The sequence below is a fragment of the Acinetobacter sp. V116_7 genome (assembly GCF_056735735.1).
Genome location: NZ_JBWZIF010000011.1, coordinates 306,211 through 328,870, shown reverse-complemented (window position 1 = coordinate 328,870; position 22,660 = coordinate 306,211). Strand labels below are relative to the sequence as shown.

General features: G+C 38.7%; 21 protein-coding genes. 8 read left to right on the top strand and 13 right to left on the bottom strand.

Annotated features, from left to right (window positions below):
• The first annotated feature begins 3 nt into the window (after positions 1 to 3).
• The 3 genes from AC1PJP_RS02265 to AC1PJP_RS02255 are packed head-to-tail and all read left to right on the top strand — an operon-like array spanning position 4 to position 2,133.
• Positions 4 to 600: an alpha-E domain-containing protein gene (locus tag AC1PJP_RS02265; RefSeq protein WP_282496183.1), complete on the top strand. Its 597-nt coding sequence runs from the start codon at positions 4 to 6 to the stop codon at positions 598 to 600.
• Between the two features lie 2 nt (positions 601 to 602).
• Positions 603 to 1,382, top strand: a complete 780-nt coding sequence (locus AC1PJP_RS02260) for a transglutaminase family protein (RefSeq protein ID WP_282496184.1) — start codon at positions 603 to 605, stop codon at positions 1,380 to 1,382.
• 16 nt (positions 1,383 to 1,398) lie between these two features.
• Positions 1,399 to 2,133 carry a proteasome-type protease gene (locus AC1PJP_RS02255; RefSeq protein WP_004791447.1) on the top strand — a complete coding sequence of 245 codons (735 nt, stop codon included), beginning with the start codon at positions 1,399 to 1,401 and terminating at the stop codon, positions 2,131 to 2,133.
• A 60-nt stretch (positions 2,134 to 2,193) separates the two neighbouring features.
• Here the strand turns inward: AC1PJP_RS02255 and alr are convergent, their stop codons facing one another.
• The 12 genes from alr to ppsA all read right to left on the bottom strand — a co-directional run bounded on the left by alr (position 2,194) and on the right by ppsA (position 14,599).
• Positions 2,194 to 3,264 (bottom strand): alanine racemase, encoded by a 1,071-nt coding sequence (gene alr / locus AC1PJP_RS02250; RefSeq protein ID WP_479766452.1) that lies wholly within the window; start codon positions 3,262 to 3,264, stop codon positions 2,194 to 2,196.
• A gap of 32 nt (positions 3,265 to 3,296) precedes the next feature.
• The gene (gene dnaB, locus AC1PJP_RS02245; protein ID WP_004791451.1) at positions 3,297 to 4,742 is read right to left on the bottom strand and encodes a replicative DNA helicase; all 1,446 of its coding nucleotides are present in this window, start codon (positions 4,740 to 4,742) and stop codon (positions 3,297 to 3,299) included.
• Between the two features lie 198 nt (positions 4,743 to 4,940).
• Complete coding sequence (gene rplI / locus AC1PJP_RS02240; RefSeq protein WP_004700828.1) at positions 4,941 to 5,387, bottom strand: 50S ribosomal protein L9; 447 nt, start codon at positions 5,385 to 5,387, stop codon at positions 4,941 to 4,943.
• Between the two features lie 8 nt (positions 5,388 to 5,395).
• A complete protein-coding gene (gene rpsR, locus AC1PJP_RS02235) occupies positions 5,396 to 5,623 on the bottom strand; it encodes a 30S ribosomal protein S18 (RefSeq protein WP_004791454.1) in 228 nt (75 codons plus the stop codon).
• Between the two features lie 11 nt (positions 5,624 to 5,634).
• The gene (gene rpsF, locus AC1PJP_RS02230; RefSeq protein ID WP_004791455.1) at positions 5,635 to 6,018 is read right to left on the bottom strand and encodes a 30S ribosomal protein S6; all 384 of its coding nucleotides are present in this window, start codon (positions 6,016 to 6,018) and stop codon (positions 5,635 to 5,637) included.
• Positions 6,019 to 6,202: 184 nt separating this feature from the next.
• Entirely contained in the window at positions 6,203 to 7,081 is an 879-nt protein-coding gene (cyoE, locus tag AC1PJP_RS02225) for a heme o synthase (protein ID WP_005306754.1), read from the bottom strand.
• A 10-nt stretch (positions 7,082 to 7,091) separates the two neighbouring features.
• Complete coding sequence (locus AC1PJP_RS02220) at positions 7,092 to 7,421, bottom strand: cytochrome o ubiquinol oxidase subunit IV (protein WP_004643325.1); 330 nt, start codon at positions 7,419 to 7,421, stop codon at positions 7,092 to 7,094.
• Positions 7,421 to 8,041 (bottom strand): cytochrome o ubiquinol oxidase subunit III, encoded by a 621-nt coding sequence (cyoC, locus tag AC1PJP_RS02215; protein ID WP_005306751.1) that lies wholly within the window; start codon positions 8,039 to 8,041, stop codon positions 7,421 to 7,423. Before cyoC ends, AC1PJP_RS02220 begins: the two co-directional genes overlap by 1 nt.
• Before the next feature lie 4 nt (positions 8,042 to 8,045).
• On the bottom strand, positions 8,046 to 10,037 hold the full coding sequence (cyoB, locus tag AC1PJP_RS02210) for a cytochrome o ubiquinol oxidase subunit I (protein WP_004791462.1): 1,992 nt from the start codon (positions 10,035 to 10,037) through the stop codon (positions 8,046 to 8,048).
• Between the two features lie 3 nt (positions 10,038 to 10,040).
• Positions 10,041 to 11,075, bottom strand: a complete 1,035-nt coding sequence (gene cyoA / locus AC1PJP_RS02205) for a ubiquinol oxidase subunit II (protein ID WP_004791463.1) — start codon at positions 11,073 to 11,075, stop codon at positions 10,041 to 10,043.
• 316 nt (positions 11,076 to 11,391) lie between these two features.
• Positions 11,392 to 12,147, bottom strand: a complete 756-nt coding sequence (locus AC1PJP_RS02200) for an RDD family protein (RefSeq protein WP_479766451.1) — start codon at positions 12,145 to 12,147, stop codon at positions 11,392 to 11,394.
• A 64-nt stretch (positions 12,148 to 12,211) separates the two neighbouring features.
• Positions 12,212 to 14,599 (bottom strand): phosphoenolpyruvate synthase, encoded by a 2,388-nt coding sequence (gene ppsA, locus AC1PJP_RS02195; protein ID WP_171056848.1) that lies wholly within the window; start codon positions 14,597 to 14,599, stop codon positions 12,212 to 12,214.
• Between the two features lie 147 nt (positions 14,600 to 14,746).
• Here ppsA and ppsR point away from each other — a divergent pair, with 147 nt between their 5' ends.
• The 5 genes from ppsR (at position 14,747) to pgaD (ending at position 21,934) form a co-directional block, all read left to right on the top strand.
• Positions 14,747 to 15,583: a posphoenolpyruvate synthetase regulatory kinase/phosphorylase PpsR gene (gene ppsR / locus AC1PJP_RS02190; RefSeq protein WP_004791471.1), complete on the top strand. Its 837-nt coding sequence runs from the start codon at positions 14,747 to 14,749 to the stop codon at positions 15,581 to 15,583.
• A 384-nt stretch (positions 15,584 to 15,967) separates the two neighbouring features.
• Positions 15,968 to 18,406 carry a poly-beta-1,6 N-acetyl-D-glucosamine export porin PgaA gene (gene pgaA, locus AC1PJP_RS02185; RefSeq protein ID WP_479766450.1) on the top strand — a complete coding sequence of 813 codons (2,439 nt, stop codon included), beginning with the start codon at positions 15,968 to 15,970 and terminating at the stop codon, positions 18,404 to 18,406.
• Positions 18,406 to 20,232, top strand: coding sequence for a poly-beta-1,6-N-acetyl-D-glucosamine N-deacetylase PgaB (gene pgaB / locus AC1PJP_RS02180; RefSeq protein ID WP_479766449.1), 1,827 nt, complete (start codon positions 18,406 to 18,408; stop codon positions 20,230 to 20,232). The genes pgaA and pgaB overlap by 1 nt, the downstream gene beginning before the upstream one ends.
• Positions 20,232 to 21,479 (top strand): poly-beta-1,6-N-acetyl-D-glucosamine synthase, encoded by a 1,248-nt coding sequence (pgaC, locus tag AC1PJP_RS02175; RefSeq protein ID WP_479766448.1) that lies wholly within the window; start codon positions 20,232 to 20,234, stop codon positions 21,477 to 21,479. Before pgaB ends, pgaC begins: the two co-directional genes overlap by 1 nt.
• The gene (pgaD, locus tag AC1PJP_RS02170) at positions 21,476 to 21,934 is read left to right on the top strand and encodes a poly-beta-1,6-N-acetyl-D-glucosamine biosynthesis protein PgaD (RefSeq protein ID WP_192835483.1); all 459 of its coding nucleotides are present in this window, start codon (positions 21,476 to 21,478) and stop codon (positions 21,932 to 21,934) included. The genes pgaC and pgaD overlap by 4 nt, the downstream gene beginning before the upstream one ends.
• 38 nt (positions 21,935 to 21,972) lie before the next feature.
• Here the strand turns inward: pgaD and AC1PJP_RS02165 are convergent, their stop codons facing one another.
• Positions 21,973 to 22,536 carry an NAD(P)/FAD-dependent oxidoreductase gene (locus AC1PJP_RS02165; protein WP_479766447.1) on the bottom strand — a complete coding sequence of 188 codons (564 nt, stop codon included), beginning with the start codon at positions 22,534 to 22,536 and terminating at the stop codon, positions 21,973 to 21,975.
• Between the last annotated feature and the right edge of the window lie 124 nt (positions 22,537 to 22,660).

Sequence of the window (22,660 nt, the reverse complement as noted above, 5' to 3'; positions counted from 1 at the left end):
TTTATGGTTTTACTCAATTCGAGTGCGCATCAAATATATTGGTTGGGTCGATATTTAATGCGAGTTAAATTCGCAGCTTCTCATTTACCTTTTACACAAGATGAGAAAGCAACAAAATTTGCAGCAGCATTTGGTTTGGTCATAGAAAATGCTGAATTACTAAATCACTATATGTTAGACAAGAAGCAAACATTTTCATTACTGAACCAGTTCATTATTGCTAAAGATAATATTCAGGGACTAAGAGGTATATTGTCATCAAAAGCTTATGCAGAATTAAATCATGTTATTAACACGCTTGAAGCTCAACCTGAAATCTTGAGAAAAGCTGTTGAACAATGTACTCAAATATTAGAAGCGGAAAATGAAGATGTTTGTTTATTTCTGCATTTAGGTCAAAAAATAGAGCAATTTGATATTGAGTTACGTTTTGGACAAGATTTATCAGCTCTTATTACTGAGCTAGATATTTTGGTGAAACGGCTTGCTGATTTAGGGTGGAAGACTATAGATCAAAATTGGCAAGTGCTGAAACAGCAACTTACGTGGGACGCTTATTATACTTTTACGCAGCAGTTGGAAAATATGTTTGAGGTCTAATTATGAAATTGATGGTTAATCATCAAACGCATTATAGCTATACGGAAACTGCTCAAAACAGTATTCAGTATATTAAAATGATGCCTCAAACATCACCGCATCAACATGTTATGAATTGGGCAATTAGCGTGCCGGGTGATAAAACGATCAAAAGGGACATATTTAACAATGTCTGGATGACGGCTAGTCAGCGCTATCAATACCAACATCTTACATTTATGGCTCAAGGGATTGTTGAGCTTCAAGATTTAGAGCTGGGTTGTGTAAATTTATCTACACCTACAAATTTGTTTTTGCAGATGACAGGTGCAACACGATGTGATCCAGAAATGTTGGATTTTGCTAGAAATATTGTAGTAGTCAAAGATCGACAGCATATTGCATTATTAAGTGAATATATTTTACAGAAAATACTTTATCAGCCTGAAAGTACTTCAGTTCAGACAACTGCAGCTGAAGCCTTTCATGCTGGAGAAGGTGTATGCCAAGATCATGCTCATGTTTTAATTGCAATGTGTCGTGCGCTACAATTACCAGCACGTTATGTCTCTGGTTATCTATTTGATCAAAACTATCCGCACCTTGCCAGTCACGCTTGGGCGGAAGTATTTGTAGAAAATCAGTGGTATTGTTTTGATGTAAGCAATCAGTTGTTTACACCCAAACATCATATCTACCTTGCAGTTGGCCGTGACTATCTCGATGTGGCACCTATTCGTGGTGTAAGAGAACAAGGTGGGGTTGAGAACATGATGTCTGTGGTTCAAGTGTTGGCATGTTGAATGTAAAGAGAATGAAATGACTTATTGTTGTGCGCTAAGATTGGAACAAGGTTTAGTGTTTATTAGTGACACGAGGACTAATGCAGGAGTTGACCATATTTCTGTGTTCCGAAAATTGCATACTTTCGGCGTTACCGGAGAACGTTTTATTGCTTTGCAAACAGCCGGTAATTTAGCCACAACACAAGCTGTTATAGGTCATTTGCAAAATGCGCTTACTTTACAGCAAGAGCCTAATTTATATAGTGTTAATACGATGTTTGAGGCAGCAGAACTGATTGGTAAAACTTTAAAAGCAGTTTTAGAGGATATTAGTTCGGACACCCAAGAACAAATGAATTATGCCTGTAGTATTTTGGTGGGTGGACAGATTAAAGGTGGTGACATGCAACTTTATAATGTCTATCCACAAGGCAATTTTATTTGTGCAACAACAGATACGCCTTATTTTCAAATTGGTGAAAGTAAATATGGCAAACCGATTCTGGACCGGGCTTTATATTATGCAATGCCATTAGATGATGCATTACGTTGTAGCTTAATTTCTTTTGATTCGACTTTACGTTCAAATGTTTCTGTTGGCTTACCACTAGATGCATTGATTTATATGAAAGATAGCTTTGTAATTCCGATGGGAAAACGAATTACAGAAGATGATCCTTATTTTTCACAAATCAGTCGGCAGTGGTCGGATACTCTCCGTCGCGGCTTACAGGAAATGCCAAAACCGACTGATGACTACTGGCGATAAAATTTTGAGTACATAAATAAAAAAATCCAAGCATGCTTGGATTTTTTTATATTTTATTATTTAACTGCTTTTACGAGTAGGGCGATTGCTTAAGCGACAGAGTAATTCATATCCTATTGTTCCGTTTGCATCTGCAACATCATCCACTAAACGGTGTGCACCCCAAAGTTCGACTGGCGTACCTAATTTTACTTGCATACCTGTCACATCGATTGCAAGCATATCCATGCTCACCCGGCCTACAACTGCACAGAGCTGTTTATCAATAGCGACATAGTTCTGTTTAATATAAGCTCGTGGATAACCATCACCATAACCTATAGAAACAATCGCGATATCCATTGCTTGCTTTGCACAGAAAGTAGAACCATAACCGACATGCTCATCAGGTTGAATATGGTTTAGTGCAATGACTTCTGCTGAAAAAGTCATGACTGGTTTTAAGTCAAGTTCATGGATTGTCTTATCCGCAAAAGGTGAAGCGCCGTAAAGCATAATACCCGGACGAACATAATCAAAATGTAATTCTGGCCATTTATAAATAGCAGCAGAGTTGCAGCAAGATGCTAAAACTGGATCACAAGCTTGTTTAACTTGTAAAAATTGTTGCTTTTGTTGTTCGTTAAGCGGGTGGTCTACATCTGCATTTGCGAAATGCATCGCCAGCACACAGGTAAATCCTTCGGCTTTTAAAGTTTTAATAACTTCAATAATTTCAGTAACTTTAAAACCTAAACGGTTCATGCCGCTATTAAGCTTAACCCAGACTTTTAAACCTTGAGCGATGTATTTTTGCTTATGTTTAATTAACCATTCAAATTGTTGTTGATGGTGAATCACACATTCAAATTTTTGTTCAATTGCAATTGGCATTTCATCTTCAGAAAATACCCCTTCAATTAAAGTAACAGGTTGTTGAAATCCGAGTTCACGAATTTCTAAACCTTCTTGTAGGCAGGCGACACCAAAGGCATCTGAGGCATTTAAGGCTGCTAAACAGTCTTTGATTCCATGTCCATAAGCATTAGCTTTCACCATACTTACAATTTTTGAATTTGCTGCGAGTTGTTTGACACGGTTTAAATTATATTGAAGCGCATTGCGATCAATATAAACTGTTGCTTGGCGCACCCTCATTTACTCCTTTGGGCTAGAGATAGAGTTTATTCTTCATCATCATATTGGCTGTAATACTCAGGAGAGAGATTACTAAATCGAGTATATTGACCTTCAAAGGCAAGTCGAACTGAACCAATTGGACCGTTACGCTGCTTACCAATAATAATTTCTGCAGTGCCGGCTTCTTTAGACTCTTTGTTATAAACCTCATCACGGTAAATAAACATAATTAAGTCGGCATCCTGCTCGATCGCACCAGATTCACGTAAGTCGGACATTACTGGGCGTTTATTTGGACGGTTTTCCAGACTTCGGTTGAGCTGGGAAAGTGCGATAACTGGGCATTGCATTTCTTTTGCTAATGCTTTCAAACTACGTGAAATTTCAGAAATCTCACCTACACGGTTATCACCCATGCCAGGAACTTTCATGAGCTGCAAGTAATCGACCATGATACAACCAATTTTGCCATCATGCATTTTGGCAACGCGTCGAGCACGGGCACGAAGTTCCGTTGGAGGTAGGGCAGATGAGTCATCAATATACAAATGCATTTGTTGTAGTTGTAAAATGGTACCAGTCACTTTGGTCCATTCATCTGCATCTAAGTTACCCGAACGTAAATGTCCTTGGTGAACTTTACCCATTGCAGAAATAAGACGCATCGCAATCGAGTCTGCTGGCATCTCCATTGAAAATACTAGAGCGGGTAGCTTGTTATATTGCAAAACGCTTTCAACCAAATTCATGGCAAAAGTAGTTTTACCCATCGATGGACGTGCGGCAACAATAATTAAGTCGCCAGGCTGCATACCTGATGTTTTATTATCAAGTTCTAAGAAGCCGGTGGTTAAACCTGTAATATTGCCATCGAGTTTTGAGAGTTCATCAAGTTTACTAATTACATCGGCGGTAACAGAGCTAATAGATTTAGGACCTGCATCCTTTTTATTGTTATTGTGCTGTTCTGCTAAAGAGAAAATACTCGTTTCGGCCAAGTCTAGAATTTCACTAACACCACGACCTTTTGTGTCATAAGCATTTTGTAAAATTTCAGTACTAACTTTAATCATGCTGCGAAGCGTAGAGAATTCTTTAATTTTACTGGCATACGTTTCTAAGTTATAGAAACTTGATGGTGAATCAGCCATAAGCTGCATTAAATACTCTTCGCCACCAATTGCATCGAGTAAATTTTGTTTTAAGAGCCAGTCACTTACTAATACAGCATCATAAGGAGAGTTTTCTTGTGCTAATTTCTCAATGGCACGATAGATATATTTGTGACGTGTTGCATAAAAATCATTTTCTTTTAATAAGTCGCTGACTTGCTCAAAAGATTCAGCAACTGTCATTAAGGCCGCAAGAACAGCCTGTTCAATGGCTAAATTGTGTGGGGGAGTGCGAAACTCTTTAAGTTGGCCTGATTCACTCGTCTTATTTTCTGTTGGAGATGAAAGAGTTAAAGAAGTGGCATTCGCCTGAGACATAATTAGACCTGATGATAAAGAAAGATGTACGCAAATAGCCTGTGAGGCCGAGAACTATCTTAAAACAAAATGAAATAAACTACCTAATTAAAAAACCAATTAAACTAAAGAACTGATCAGGAATTAATATATCTTATTTTAAAAGTAGGGCACATAAAAAAAGAGCATGCAGAAGCATGCTCTTTTTTTGATGAGAAATTACTCAGATACGATAGTAACGAGAACTTCTGCAACAACATCATGATGCAATTGGATTGCGATGTTGAATTCACCAGTGTGACGAAGCGCGCCATTCGGTAAACGAACTTCTGCACGGTCAACTGTAAGACCAGCATTCGTTAAAGCGTCAGCGATGTCACGAGTACCGATAGAACCGAAGAGTTTACCTTCGTCACCAGCTTTAGCAGTGATAACGATGTTAACTTCATTCAATTGTTCAGCACGTGCTTGAGCAGCAGCTAAAATTTCAGCTTCTTGCTTTTCAAGTTCAGCGCGACGAGCTTCGAAAGCAGCAGTGTTAGCTTCAGTAGCTGCAACTGCTTTACCTTGAGGGATAAGGAAGTTACGGCCGTAACCAGCTTTAACTGATACTTTATCGCCTAATTTACCAAGGTTCTTAATGCGTTGTAATAAGATAACGTCCACAGATCACCTCACTTATGGTTGTCAGTGTACGGAATCAAAGACAAGTAGCGAGCTTGCTTGATAGCAAGAGCTAATTGACGTTGATAACGAGCTTTAGTACCAGTGATACGGCTAGGAACAATCTTGCCGTTTTCAGTGATGTACTGTTTTAAAGTATCGATATCTTTGTAGTCGATGTACACAACATTCTCAGCTGTAAAGCGGCAGAACTTGCGACGACGGTAAAAACGTGCCATTGATGTTCTCCTTATTCAGCGTCTTGAGCAACTTGCTGTGCTTCTTCACGTTGAGCTTTACGCGCACGCTTTTCTTCAGCACTTTTAGCAAGCAATGACTCTTCAGTGATTGCGTGTTCACGACGAATGATAAGGTTACGAATGATCGCGTCATTATAACGGAACAATTCTTCTAACTCATCAAGTGTAGTTTGGCCACACTCAACATTCATAAGAATGTAGTGTGCTTTGTGAATTTTGTTAATTGGGTAAGCCAATTGACGACGGCCCCAATCTTCTAAACGGTGAATTTGACCTTCAGCTTCTTTGATCTGAGAGATATAGCGTTCAACCATACCTACAACTTGATCGCTTTGATCTGGGTGTACTAAAAGTACGATTTCGTAATGACGCATTGTCAGCTCCTTACGGTTTAAACAGCCCCTAATAAATAAAAAATTAGAAGCAAGGAGTCATAACTTGAAAGTTATGTCGCAAAATTTGCGAAGGCTGAATTATAAGTAAAAGTTCGACTAAAAACAAATCTTTTGATGAGAAAAGTAAAACTTCTTTACTATCGAGGAGGAAATCCTCCCTTATTTAAAAGAGAGGAAGATTTGGAGCAGGGGATTGATAGGTAAAGCTAAAACTCAAACTTAACAGGGTAATTAATATGACCGAGTAAAGGAAAAAACGTTTAGCCCAAAGTTGGTCATTTTCAGCTTTAAAGCCAATAATTGATAAATAGAACCAATATGCTGTTAATGCATTAAAGGTTACTAGAAAAAATATATTGGTATAGCCAAAACAATATAAACCATTCAATACGGCTGCAAACAACACAATATAAATGACACACTCTACTTTCGTGCGATAAATAGAACGTGCAACAGGCAGAATGGGGATTCCCGCATTTTTGTAATCGTCAAAACGATAAATAGCAATTGCCCATGAATGTGGCATTTGCCATAGCGCGTAAGCTAAAAACAAAAGTAAAGCGGCTACATCAAAATGATGAGTTACTGCTGTATAACCAATAACAGGAGGGCTCGCTCCGGAAATACTACCAATGACGGTTTGATGGATTGAGGTACGTTTTGTCCACAAACTATAAAAACCGACATAGACAACAAAACCAATCATTGCAAACAAGAAAGCGTAAGCATTTACACCGAACCACAAAATACTAAAACCGATAAGTCCAAGAACAAATGCATATATAAGTGCAACAGTAGGAGAGATGGTTTTTTTGACTAATGCACGGTTTTGCGTGCGCTGCATTTTTGTGTCGATGTCTTGGTCTATCACATTATTTACAACACAACCAGAAGCGACAACTAAAGTTGTTCCAAGTAAGGTGAGTAGTAATAATAAGATGTCTATAGAGCCTTGGGCGGCTAAGAAAAAGCCGCCCAAGGTGGTAATGAAATTACCGAAGAGAATTCCTGGTTTAGTCAGGAATAGATATTTTTTCAACATGACAATCAGTTTAGATCATCATATTGTAGTGAAGGTAATTCATAATCCACACAGAACCGATTAAAAGCACAGCGATACATAAGATTGTGTAGATGAATGCAATCATATTCCAGCGTTGTTCAGATGATGTATTCATGTGTAGGAAGTACACAAGTTGTACAAGAACCTGAGCAACAGCAGCGATAGCAATTACTGTAACTAAGATGCCACGACTGAAACCACCCGCCATCACCATCCCGAACGGGATGATGGTGAGGATAACAGAAAGGATAAATCCAACAGTGTATTGCTTAAAGTTACCGTGTGACGCACCTGCAGCATTATGGTCATGACTACTCATTAGAGAACTCCCAGTAAGTAAACGACGCTGAATACACAGATCCAAACGATGTCAAGGAAGTGCCAGAACAAGCTTAAGCAAGCTAGACGACGTGTATTCGGTAATGTCAAACCTTTAGTTTTGATTTGATACATCAATACCAACATCCACACTAAACCAGAAGTTACGTGGATACCGTGTGTACCAACCAAAGTAAAGAACGATGATAAGAATGCACTGTGAGTTGGACCATGACCTTCTTCTACAAGGTGATGGAACTCATAAAGCTCCATTCCAATGAACGTTGCACCAAAAAGGAATGTAATAAATAACCAAGTGATAACTTGATTTACATTCTTTTTATAAGATGCAAGTACAGCAAAACCGAAAGTTACCGATGAAATCAATAAGGCAAATGTTTCAGTTAAAACGTAGCCTAATGAATCATGGAACAGGTCATATGCACTTGGAGTTCCTGGTGGAATATGACTGCTTAATACAGCGAACGCAATGAAGAGTGATCCGAAAAGAATCAAGTCACTCATCAAGTATGTCCAAAAACCAAAGACCGTTAAGTCAGTATCATCATGTTCATGATGACCATCGTGGCCGTGGTTGTCGTGATGAAGTACTTCAGCCATTTCCTTAGTCCTTCTTCAAGTGTTTTTCAAGTAAAGCATAGCGTTCGTTTTCAATACGCTCAACTTCAGCAGCAGGAACGTAGTAATCAACATTCTTAGTGAATGAGCTTACGATCAAGCTAACAACAGCTGAAACGAATGAAACAACAACGAGCCACCAAATATGCCAGATGAGTGCAAAGCCAAGAAGAGTAATGAACATTGCAATGACAAAACCAGCAGCACGATCAGTCGGCATGTGGATGTCTTCATATTTAGTGTTACGTGCGTATGCTACACCATTTTCTTTGTCAGTCCAGAAACGGTCAATACCGCTTGCGTCTGGTTCATGCGCAAAGTTATAGAATGGAGCAGGGGAAGAAGTCGCCCATTCAAGCGTACGTGCATCCCATGGATCGCCCGTAAGGTCCATGTTGTCTTTGCGTTGTAAGAAACCAACAATGATTTGCATTAAGAAACATGCAATACCAATCGCAACGAGAACAGCACCAAATAATGCAATTGCAAGGTAAGGGTCCCATTCTGGGTTGTCATATGTATTCAAGCGACGAGTCATACCCATGAAACCAAGGATATAAAGTGGCATGAATGCAAAATAGAAACCGAAGAACCAGAACCAAAACGCAGCTTTACCCCATGCTTCATTGAGCTTCCAACCAAACATTTTTGGCCAGTAGTAAATGATGCCGGCAAACATACCAAACACCACACCACCGATAATTACGTTATGGAAGTGAGCGATCAAGAATAATGAGTTGTGTACAAGGAAGTCCGCAGGTGGAACAGCCATAAGTACACCAGTTAAACCACCGATACCAAATGTAATAAGGAAGCCAAGCGTCCATAACATTGGAGTAGTAAAGGTGATGCGACCTTTATACATGGTGAATAACCAAGAGAAGATTTTCACACCAGTAGGAATCGCAATAACCATGGTCATGATACCGAAGAACGCGTTAACGTTCGCACCAGCACCCATGGTAAAGAAGTGGTGAAGCCATACAACGAACGCAAGAACTGTAATCGCGATAGTTGCATATACCATAGACTTGTAACCGAACAACGCTTTACGAGAGAAGGTTGCAACGATTTCTGAGTATAGACCAAATGCTGGTAATACTAAGATATATACTTCAGGGTGACCCCATGTCCAGATCAAGTTCACATAAAGCATTGGGCTACCGCCAAGCTCATTTGTGAAGAAATGGAAACCGAAGTAACGGTCTAGAGTTAACATTGCAAGTGTACCTGTTAATACAGGGAACGATGCAATGATTAATACAGCCGTACAAAGTGAAGTCCACGTAAAAATAGGCATGTCCATTAATTTCATGCCAGGTGCACGCATTTTGATGATGGTAACGAAGAAGTTAACACCAGATAAAAGCGTACCTAGACCAGAAACCTGAAGTGCCCAGATATAGTAGTCAACACCTACACCAGGAGAATATTGAATGCCAGACAGAGGAGGGTAAGCCATCCAACCAGTCGCAGCAAATTCACCTAATACAAGTGAAAGCATCATTAAACCAGCAGCACCAGCGAATAACCAGAAGCTTAAAGAGTTCAATAATGGGAATGCAACGTCACGAGCACCAATCTGTAATGGTACAGAGATGTTCATCATACCAACAACAAGACCCATTGCTACGAAGAAGATCATGATTACACCGTGTGCGGTGAAGATCTGGTCGTAATGGTCTGGATGTAGATAACCTTCGCCGCCGCCTTTAGCGAGGAAAAGTTGTAGACGCATCATAATTGCATCGGCGAAACCACGCAAAAGCATGACCACAGATACAAGAATGTACATGATACCAATTTTTTTATGGTCTACCGTAATAAACCACTCATTCCACAAGTATCCCCATTTTTTGAAATAGGTGATACCGCCAAGCACAACAATTGCACCAAGTGCCATAAGGACCATGGTGACAAGCACGATTGGCTCTGTCGGGATAGAGTCCCAACCCAGTTTACCAAAAATCATATCCATGTCTTATTCCCCTTGAGCAGCGTGTTCAGCTGTTGCATGCGCAGCAGAGTGGTCAACACCATGATAGTTACTCATATAATGGTTGATAATTGTTTCAAACAATTGTGGTTCAACTGAAGAGTAATAAGTCACAGGGTGTGGCTTAGTCGGGAACGGTTTCATAGCTTCAGCTTTAGCAAGCGCTTCTTGATCACCAGCAGCTTTAGCACGATTTACTAAATGCTCGATCTGGTGCTTAGAACGGTCACCATCACGTAAGGTTGCTAATTCAGCTTGGTCAAGCGTAGTTTTTTGAACTGCTTCTGGGTTAATAGTAGAACCATTACCCGCTTTTACAGCTGCTACCCATTCGTTGAACTGTTGCTCTGTAACACTATGCGCCTTGAAACGCATTTGAGAGAAACCGTAACCTGAGTAGTTAGAAGAGAAACCACGATATACGCCAGTTTCATTTGCTAACAAATGAAGGTGAGTTTGCATACCTGCCATTGCATAAATCTGGCCGCCTAACTGTGGAATGAAGAATGAGTTCATTGTAAAGTTAGAGGTGATTTTAAAGCTTAACGGAGTTTTTTCAGGGAAACGTACTTCGTTAACAGTTGCAATGTTTTGTTCAGGATAAATGAAGATCCACTTAAACTGTTCTGCAACAACTTGAATAGTTAAAGGAGCTTTATCTGATTCTAAAGGACGGTATGGGTCATACTTGTGGGAACCCCACCAAGTTAACCAAGCTAAAATACCAATAATAATGACAGGGATACCCCATACTACAACTTCAATTGTAGTTGAGTGTGCCCATGTAGGTTTATAGTCTGCATCTTTATTTGACGCGCGATATTTCCAACCAAACCATAATGCCATGATGATTGAAGGAATCACCACAAGTAACATTAAATAGATCGCAGTCATCATAAGGTCACTTTGACCTTGACCAACTGGACCTTTAGAGTTTAGAAGTACCATATCACCACCACACCCAGTCAAAAGTGCGGCAAGCGTTGATAAAGACAATACAGCTAAAATCGTTTGTCTCATTTTACAACCTCGGTGAAGAGTCCCATTCCCTAATTAAATATGGGATAGCGATTAAAGTGTCGCATGATTGAGAACGCTAATCCTTAAATTTAGACTTCTCAATTATATGACACCGCTACGTTGTAGGGCATTATGCCTCATATCGACAAACTAAGCTATACATAAAGTAGTCTGAAATAATTGTTTTAAAACCCGATTTTTTTTGTAGGGTATCGAATCAATATGGAGCTTTTATTTAAATATCAACTCTCTATAGAAAAAAGGAGGCGGGGTGCCTCCTTTTTTTTTAGACCTTAAATGAATGAGTCATTCACTATCATTTGATCACTTTTGTTCTTGCAATTTTGTCATGTAGCGCCTGTCTCTTTTGCCCTAATGCAAAAGTGTAGTCAATAATTGTACTAATAGGCATAAACAACAAGTTGAGTATGATGAAAACAACACTTCTTAATAAGAAGATGCGAGTTAAATTAACTTTACCATTGCTCTCAGCATCTACGATTTTAATTCCAACAATTTTCTTACCTATACTTTGCCCGTATTTTGTTAAAAGAAAGGCTTGAATTGCAAGCATGATTACGACGTAAGCAAGCATAGAATGCCAAGCTTCAATAGGAATTAAAGTAAAAAGTTGATGTTGTAGCTCTGCTGCTTTAGTTGAAGCAACTTCAGCTGATTGCATTTGTTTTTGCAATTCAAATAATTGCTTATATTGAGATTCATTAAAGAAAAAAGAAGGAATCGCAGCTATGGGTAACCAAAGTAATAAATCAATAATTTTTGCCAAAGCTCGAGATTGAATAGAGGCAAGTTCGTGAATTTTAGGCTCTACACGAATTTGACGAATAGTTTCATTAGGTGAGCTACTGGTGTTTATAACAGGTGCAGAATAACCGATAGGTTGATATACAAGTTTACCTTGGGTTAATTCTCCTAAAGCTTTCCATTCTGTCATGCCTTCATGCCAAGCTAAATCAGTTAACAAAATTTGTTGGCTAGCCAACATTTGATTTACTTGCTCTAAGGTGTAAGGCCCAGCTTGTTGATTATTACGTGCCAAGTAAATTTGCATAAATAAAAATTCTCTATTCTAAAGATGAAAAAAGACCCACGGATGGGCCTTTTTTTATAACATATTAGATTTGTTTGATTTTTTCTTCAGCAAGGAAGAACCATGTATCTAAAACTGAGTCTGGGTTAAGAGAGACAGACTCAATACCTTGTTCCATTAACCATTTTGCAAGATCTGGATGGTCTGAAGGACCTTGACCACAGATACCTACATATTTACCTGCTTTACGGCAGGCATGGATTGCCATTGAAAGAAGGGCTTTAACTGCTGCATCACGTTCATCAAATAGGTGTGAAACAATGCCAGAGTCACGGTCAAGACCGAGCGTTAACTGAGTTAAGTCATTGGAACCAATAGAGAAGCCATCAAAATGCTCTAGGAACTGTTCAGCTAACAAAGCGTTAGTTGGTAATTCACACATCATGATTACTTTTAAGCCGTTTTCACCGCGTCTCAAACCATTTTGTGCAAGTAACTCAATAACGCGTTTTGCTTCAGATACAGTACGTACAAAAGGAATCATGATTTGAATATTGGTTAAACCCATTTCATCACGAGCTTTTTTAAGTGCACGGCATTCTAATTCGAAACAGTCACGGAAGTTATCAGATACATAACGGCTTGCACCACGGAAACCGAGCATCGGGTTTTCTTCTTCAGGCTCGTATAACTTACCGCCAATCAAGTTTGCATATTCATTTGATTTGAAGTCAGACATACGAACGATAACTGGCTTGTCACCGAATGCAGCAGCAAGAGTCGCAATACCTTCAACCAATTTTTCAACATAGAAATCCACTGGTGAAGCATAACCCGCAGTACGAGTTAGAACCGCAGCACGAGTTTCACGCGGTAGGCTATCAATGTTGAGTAGGGCTTTAGGATGCACGCCGATCATACGGTTAATAATGAACTCAAGACGAGCAAGACCAATACCTTCATTTGGAATTTGAGCAAAGTCAAACGCGCGGTCAGGGTTACCTACGTTCATCATAATTTTGAACGATAGCTTAGGCATAGATTCAATTGAGTTACGTTGAACTTCGAAATCTAAAGCACCTTCATAAATGAAGCCAGTGTCACCTTCAGCACAAGAAACAGTTACTTCTTGTCCATCAGTTAATACTTCTGTTGCGTTACCACAGCCGACAATAGCTGGTACACCAAGTTCACGTGCAATAATTGCCGCGTGACATGTACGACCACCGCGGTTAGTAATAATTGCCGCAGCACGTTTCATTACCGGTTCCCAATCAGGATCGGTCATATCTGATACAAGAACGTCGCCTTCTTGAACTTTGTCCATTTCTTTAATTGAGTTAATGATACGGACTTTACCAGAACCAATACGTTGACCAATTGAACGACCTTCACAAAGAACAGTACCTCTTTGTTTAAGAAGGTAGCGTTCCATTGTGCCTACATTTTGACGGCTTTTTACTGTTTCAGGGCGAGCTTGAACAATGTAAATTTGACCATCATCGCCATCTTTTGCCCATTCGATATCCATTGGCGCACCGTAGTGCTGCTCAATAATAAGCGCTTGTTTAGCTAGCTCTTGTAACTCATGATCATTTAAAGCAAATTGTTGGCGCTCTTGTTTCTCAACATCAACAACGACAACTGATTTACCAGCAGAACCTTCTTCACCATAAATCATTTTCTGGTGTTTTGAACCAAGGTTGCGGCGTAAGACTGAATGTCTACCAGCATTTAATAATGGTTTAGATAAGTAAAATTCGTCTGGGTTAACGGCACCCTGTACAACCATTTCACCTAAACCATAAGATGCTGTAATAAATACAACGTCGCGGAAACCAGACTCAGTATCAAGTGTAAACATTACACCCGCAGCGCCAGTTTCAGAGCGAACCATACGCTGAACGCCTGCAGAAAGAGCAACGACGTCATGGTCAAAACCTTGATGTACACGATAAGAAATTGCGCGGTCATTATATAAAGAAGCGAATACTTCTTTAATCGCAATAAGAACGTTATCAATACCGCGAATATTCAAGAAAGTTTCTTGCTGACCTGCGAATGAAGCATCTGGTAAATCTTCAGCAGTTGCAGATGAACGAACGGCAACCGCGATTTCTGGGTTGCCGTTAGAAAGTGTTGTAAAAGCGGCGCGAATTTCTTGTTCTAGGTTTGCAGTGAGTGGAGTCTCTACAATCCATTGACGAATTTTAGCACCTGTTTCTGCAAGAGCATTTACGTCATCAACATTGAGTTGAGCAAGTTCTGCTTGAATTCGAGCGTTAAGACCGCTTTGATCTAAGAACTCACGATAGGCATCAGCAGTAGTTGCAAAACCGCCAGGTACCGATACACCAGCATTTGATAAATGGCTGATCATTTCACCCAAAGATGAGTTTTTCCCACCTACGAGTTCGACATCGTGTTTCCCTAATTTTTCTAGACCGATTACGCGCGCTTCCAAAGTTTTCACTCCACTTTTGCAGTATTAATGTCTATCTTGGCATGAAATTATAAAAATAAAGTGCTTAGTTGAGAATTATACTAAGCGACAGTCATGTAAGATCAGTTTACTATAAAGATTATATAGCACTAAGACAAATGTTTAAGGAGAATTTTAATGTCAGAAAGTAAACAGTTTAGACGGAGCGTTTTTTTTATTTCTGATGGAACTGCAATTACTGCCGAGACTCTTGGACATTCGTTATTAGCACAATTTCCCAATGTTGATTTTGATATTCATATCATGCCGTATATTACAACTGAAGAGGCGGCAATGGATGTTGTGATTGAAATTAATAGATGTCAAACCAAAGATGGTTGTCTACCTTTAGTCTTTGATACTTTAGTTGATCCACACGTACGAGAAATCATTAATACTGCCAAAGCAGTTAATCTTGATGTGTTTGAAGGTTTAATCAGCAAATTGGAACAAGAGTTAGGTACGCCTCCTACGACATTAGTTGGGCAGACACATGCCGTAACCGACTCTGAATCTTATAAGGCTCGTATTGATGCTGTTCATTTTGCGCTTGATAATGATGATGGAGCGCGTACTCGTCATTATGATAAAGCGGACTTAATCTTAATTGGCGTTTCTCGTTCGGGTAAAACTCCAACTTCTATTTACTTATCTCTTCAATTCGGTATCCGTGTTGCAAACTATCCTTTAACAGAAGAAGATTTGGATGATAACCGTTTGCCAGCAGTACTAAGACCGCATCGCAGTAAATTGTTTGGTTTAATGATTGATGCTGAGCGATTAGTTGCGATTCGTAGTGAGCGTAAAGCGAATAGTCGTTATGCAAGTTTTAGTCAATGCCAAATGGAACTTAGAGCAATTGAAGGAATCTATATTTCAGAAGGGATTAAATATTTAAACGTGACTGAAATGTCGATTGAAGAAATTTCAACGCGTGTTTTACAAATGACAGGATTAAAACGTCGTATTGGTTAATTTAATCAAACCTTTATTTTAACCATTCAATTTATATATATTTATTTGTGATTAAATTGAATGGTTTTAAATATTAAACATGAGAAAAATAAAAGTTTTAAATATAAAACAAAAAGTTATTAAAACGTTTTTATTGGTTATCAGCCTGTAAGGTTTTTATAATCCAATTGTGAAATAAAATAAGAGTATTGAAAAGAAATGTATATATTTGAGTAAGTTTAAAATCCTAATTAATTAATTTTTCTAAATATTTTTAAAAATAATGTAAAAATACATTAAATATTTGAAAATGATAAATAGTTCACATTATTTTTGTGTTGTGTGATTGGTTTTTGATTTTAATTATACTTTCCCACCTCGATATGGGACTATCCGATTATCAAAATGCTAAAAAAATGTGTTTTTTCATTGGTATACATCTTGCCTCTCAACTTATATGCTGCTCAAGTGGATGAATTGAGAGAGCAGGCTATTCACACTTACAAAACTGGACAAACTCACCAAGCAATATTTCAACTAGATCAATTGCTAAAAACCTATCCGCATGATCAAAAATTGCTAGCTGATTATTTAGTTGTAATGTCAAATGAAAAAAAAGATCTAGTAACTTTTTCTCAGCATTTAGCGAATATTAATTTAGTTACTTTTCCAGAATATGGACAGCTACCTTTAATACGTAATTTTCGTGATTTTAAACACTTTAAAGATGCGATTGCTTGGTCAAATAAATTTAATATTCAAAAAACGCCTGATGGACAGATTTTGCTGGCAGTTTTATATGCTGAAGCTAAAGATGTTGTAAATGGCAAAGCACAGTTAGCAAAGATTAATACTAAAAATCTGAAGACTGATCAACTTGTACAAATCGCCTATGCATATCGACTTATCAATTCGCCTGTAGATGCTTTATCTGTAATTGAACAAGCATATAAGCAGCAGCCGAAGTCTTTTGCCGTTTTACAAGAATATAGTTATGACTTAGCGGGTGTAGGGGCTTATAACAAGGCTCAGCAGTTAGTGCTTGCCAACGATAAAAATGCACAAACAGAATCGTTACAACACTGGCTACAAGTAAGTGAATTTTCTCAACGTGTAAATAACGCAATTACTCGTTATAAATATTTGAATCGGGAAGGCATGGCAGATAGTGAAGCTTTTGCTGAGCTTGATGCTGTGTTGAAGCAAGGCGAGCAAATGCAGCCTTTGATTCAACCGTCAGATCCTAATTATTTAAGATTCCATTATGATTATATATATGCCTTAGATTTCCGCGGGCGTAGCCGTACGGTATTAGATCAATTTACTAAATTAAATGTACCTCTAGAAAAACTACCTGCCTATATTCGTCATGCGATCGCTGATAGTTATTTGGCTGAAAGACAGCCGCAACAAGCTGAGCTTGCTTTTAAAACCTTGCTTGCTGAAAAAAACTATTCAGATATGACGGTATATACGGGGCTTTATTATTCGTATATTGAACAAGAAAAATATAAACAAGCTGAACAACTTTTGAATGAAGTTGATGTATTGATTCCTACATATAAATATAGCCAAGCCAAAGGAGTAGATAAATCAAGCCATCCTGACCGTGATGATTATATTGCTTTACAAGGCATGCATTTAGCTTACGCCAATCATTTGGATAAATCAGAAAAGCATTTTCAGAAACAAGTAGATCTTGCACCTGCTAATGAAGGTTTAATTAATAACCTTGCTCGTGTTGAGCGCTGGAGAGATAAACCGTTACAGGCAAAGCAAACAATTGCTCGTTTAAATGGTTTAACACCAGTTGCCAAAGATACTCGAATTAACCAGATGCAAAATGCTCAGGCTTTAGGGGATATTCCTGAGTGGCGCAAAAGTACAGAAACTCTTTTGCAATATTATCCTGAAGATAGCGGTGTAGTTAAAAGTCGAAAGGAGTTGGATGATCGTGATAGAGCAACCATCTCGCACTCAACAACTTGGGGCCAAAGTAAAGCAGAGAACAGTGATTCTGTGAGTGGGCAAAATGGTTTAAAAGACCGTGAAATGGAAACTCGTCTTAATAGCCCGTGGATTAAAGATAATTATCGTCTATTTGCTTGGCATCAAGATCGTTTCGGAGAATATCGTTTTGGTGATGTGCATGACCAACGTTATGGCGTCGGTGCTGAGTGGCAAGCGAACCGTAAGGCATTGTCGGCAATTTTTTCGCAAAGTACGGATGGTGGACAAGCAGGAGTTCGTCTTGATTGGTCGCAATGGTTAAACGACCACTGGCAATATCAATTGCAATATGACAGTCAAGCTAATATTCCATTGCAGGCAATTGACGCTGGTGAGGATGGACAAGCTTACCGTGCCGCTTTGACATGGCAAAAAGATGAGTCACGTCAAATTGGGGCGAGTTATGGTTTAACGGATATAAGCGATGGTAATAAACAACAAGAATTTTCTACTTTTTGGCGCGAGCGATTATTTGATGCGCCTCACCATATTACTTACGGAACCGTTCGTGGATTTTATGGCAGTAATAGCCAAGATCAGACAGCTTACTTTAGCCCAAGCAATCACTACAGTGCTGAGTTGAATTTAAGCCATGACTGGGTCACTTGGCGAGAATACGAACGCTCATTTAAGCAGCATTTTGAAGCTGGAGTCGGGCTTTATAAACAAGCAGATTACTCAGCTCGACCAACATATTCTTTGCAATATCAACATCAATGGCAGCTCTCACGGACCTGGCAACTTAATTATGGAATTGGTTGGCAATACCATCCATACGATGGTCATAATGAACAACATACCTATGGTATTTTCGGATTTGAGGGGCGTTTTTAATGAATAATATGAAGTTAAAAATGTTGAGCTGTGTGTTTGCTTCAACATTATTACCTGTACAGTTTTCTCATGCCCGTATTGAAACTGAACTACCAAAAAATCATACGGTTTCTTTAACTTTTCATGATGTACGAGATGACGTACTAAAGGAAGGCGACCGTGATGTTTATGCGATTCAGACCAATAATCTGGCGCAGTTTCTCGATTGGCTCAGTCAGTCTGATTGGAAACCGATTCGCTTAAAAGATATTGAAGAGGCGCGTAAGCAAGGTAAAGAATTACCTCATAACTCTATTCTACTTACCTTCGACGATGGTGCATTGAGCAGTTATAGCCGAGTATTTCCTTTACTTAAGCAATATAAAATTCCAGCAGTATTTGCTCTTCCAACCAGTTGGTTAAATGGCAATACTCAGGCAGGTTATGAAGCTTATGGGCAGGGTAACTTGGTGAACTGGGCTCAAGTTCATGAAATGCAAGCATCGGGCTTAGCCGAGTTTGCAAGCCATAGTGATGATTTACATCATGGTGTATTGGCCAATCCTCAAGGTAATGAGCAACCGGCTGCAACTTCTTATGCCTATTTAAAATCGCAATCACGTTATGAAACAGATGCAGAATATCAACAACGTATTTTGCAGGATTTGAAAAAATCCTACGCCGTTTTGAAAAAAGAAGTCGGTGTTAATCCGAAAGCTATTATTTGGCCTTATGGCGCTGTGAATGAGCAACTGGAAAAACTAGCCCAGCAAGCAGGCTTTGAGTTTTCTTTCAGTTTGGGTCGTGATGGTATGAATCGTGTGAATGATTCAACTTTTAAGCGTAGCTTGGTTATAGGTAACCCTACAGCTGAACAGCTCACCGAAGGTATGTTAAATATTCTGAATTTCGAAGAGTCAGACTTATTTAAGCAACCTCGTCATTTTGTGAGTATGGATTTAAAGCAATTAGCAGCTCAACAAAATGCTCAGACCGATGAAAAACTAGGGCAGTTGTTATCAAAACTATATAGCCTAAAAAACAATGCTCTAATCTTAAAGCCTTTGGAAGATAAAAACGGAGATGGGCAATACGATGTTGCTTATTTCCCTACAGATAAAATGCCTGTTCAACAAGATATTTTAAACCGTAGTTTATGGCAGGCTCAAACTCGGGCAGGTCAATCGGTGATATTAGAGTTGCCAGCTTATCCTCAAAAAGATAAGCCATTTTTAACAGTAGATTTAGCTAAGGATATAGCACGCTTTAACAGTAATTTAAGCGGTGTTCAGCTCAATGCAGGAACAGCTTTAAACTGCGCAATGCAAAAAATAACAGTGCAAGAAAACAGTTGTATTGAGCAATCAAAACAGCTCGCACAACTGAGTCAAATGACTAAAAAAGCGGTCAAACCTTATTTAAATATGAGTAATCAGGCACAGTTTAGTTTATTGCTTACACCTGATTTAGATCATGTGGAAAAGCTACCTGAGCTTATAAAAACGCTTTTATTACAACATGATTTAGTCAATTTGAAGTTCGATGTGATTGGTAAGAAAAAGCAATTTAATGAGTTGCTAATGCTTTTAAATAGACTTAATGAAAATGATAAGCAAAGAATAATGCTGACTTTAGAATTACCAGAAAACTCGCAAAAAACGGCTTGGGAAGAAGTACAGCAAGGACTTGTTTCGATTCAGCGAGTAGGAATCCAGAAATTTGGTATCGATGGCTATGACTTTGAAAAATCAAAAGATGTTCATCAATATTTGTATAATCCAATTAGTCTGAATGCTAGTCCTGTGATGTATCAGCCTTTTGCTGAATTGGTAGAGGGGAAAAAGTAATGAGAGTATTACTTGATATTCTATTTGCTTTTGCCTTTTTATACCCCTTACTGATGGCTTGGACATGGATGGTAGGGGGACTTTGGTTCTTCTTTAAAAGAGAATACCGTGAACAAGCACTTCCTGAACCGACCAGCGAAGGATGCAGTATCATCATTCCGTGTTTTAACGAAGAAGCCCAAGTACGCCAAACAATTCGTTATGCACTGCAAACCAAATATCCTAATTTTGAAGTGATCGCCGTCAATGATGGAAGTAGTGACAGGACAGCTGAAATTCTAGATGAATTATCAGCGCAAGATTCACGACTTCGGGTTGTACACTTAGCAGAGAATCAGGGTAAGGCCGTAGCTTTAAGATCGGGCGTATTGGTTAGTAAATACGAATATCTTGTTTGTATCGATGGAGATGCATTGTTACATCCGCACGCCGTACTTTGGTTAATGCAGCCATTTATTAACTTCCCACGAATTGGTGCTGTAACGGGGAACCCACGAATTTTAAACCGATCTAGTATTTTAGGAAAATTACAGGTTGGCGAGTTTTCTTCGATTATTGGTTTGATCAAACGTGCGCAGCGTACATATGGTCGTATTTTTACAGTGTCTGGTGTGATTGCAGCATTTCGTAAAACAGCACTCGTTCGAGTCGGTTTTTGGTCAGACGATAAAATTACCGAAGATATTGATATTTCATGGAAGTTACAGCTCGACCATTGGGATATTCAGTATATTCCACAAGCGCTTTGTTATATCTATATGCCTGAGACATTTAAAGGGTTATGGAGGCAACGCCTTCGTTGGGCACAAGGTGGGGTAGAGGTTCTTATAGAATATATTCCACAAATGTTCAAACTGCGTGTTCGCAGAATGTGGCCAGTCATGATTGAGGCGCTAGTTAGTATTATCTGGTCTTATGTCATGATTCTGATTTTTACGCTATTTTTTGTCGGATTGTTTATTGAACTACCTCAGCAATGGCAGATCAAAACGCTTATGCCACAGTGGTACGGTGTAATACTCGGTGGAACATGTTTAATCCAGTTTTTAGTGAGTTTGTGGATTGATCAGCGCTATGACCGTAGCCGCTTCTTTAGAAATTATTTTTGGGTGATTTGGTACCCGTTATTTTTCTGGCTACTGACTTTGTTTACAAGTGTCGTTGCGGTGCCAAAAACTTTATTTAATACTAAAAAACGTGCCCGCTGGGTAAGTCCAGACCGAGGCTTCCGTGGAGATAACTCATGAAACCTGAGGAAAATAAGGATATCGAAATGTTAGATATCCCTGAATATATTGACCAGCCAGAATACGTCAAAAATAAAACGGCAAACTACACATTACAAACCATTGGTTGGTTTTGTTTGATGTGGTTGCTATTTCCCTTGGTTTCACTGTTTTTATGGGTTTTTGAAGGACACTTAATTTATGATTATGTCTGGGTTGACCATATATCAGAAGTTAAGACCTTATTACATTTAGCATTACTCATTGGAATTAGCGCGCTCATTTTAATTTTATGGGCGAGTTATAACTGGATTAGGTTTAGTGGCGAGGACCGAAGAGCTAAGGCGCCTAATAGTTCTGTTGAACTGTTAGCAGCCCAATTTTCGGTTAGTTCCGAGATGTTAAGTGAATTGCAAAAGAAACAACGGGTCATTTTGCATTACGATGATCATGGCAATTTGCAAAAGTATGAGTAAATAAAAAAGCATGGCTTAAAAACCATGCTTTTTTTATTTTATGTGGTTGCTCTAATAATGATATCAACAGGTTGTTCTATGCCATCCATACTATGGATTGATGTAGGGTTAACTTTAACAATGGGCCAAGTTTGTAATTTACAGTTGGATTTTTGGAGTGCCGCATAATAACTATCAGATTTAAAAAATACCTTTTTAGCCGTTGCCATATTGGGGGTTAAAAGGCGCTTAAGCCATGTTTCACTCACCTGAGTATCAAGAAAACGTAAGGCCAAAAGACTTTTTACTCGATTGTTAAATAATCTCCGGTTTTTGATAATGAGAGGATGGGTAATTAACTTATTTGTACCCGTTTGACTGTGGGGCAAAATAAAGTGAGGTGTGATTTGAAATACGGTCACAAATTTTGCTTGTTGACAGATTTTTTCAAGATGGGTCACGGTATCTTGATTTGTACCAATAATCGCGACAGATGAATCTGAAAAATCAAATTCTTTAATTGAGGTTGATGGAATCACTTGACCAGTAAAATCTTCAAAATCTTGAGAGGTATTTTGAAAAATTGCTGATTTTGAAGTGTTATTTTTAATATTAATACTCATTTTTCCAAAAGTCCTTTTGGTTTTTAAATCATGATGTTTTTATCGTTTTAATATAAATAACCAAGCAGGAAGTCGGGGTAAAGTCTTTTCAGATAGATGGTCACCCATACTCGAAATCAATTCA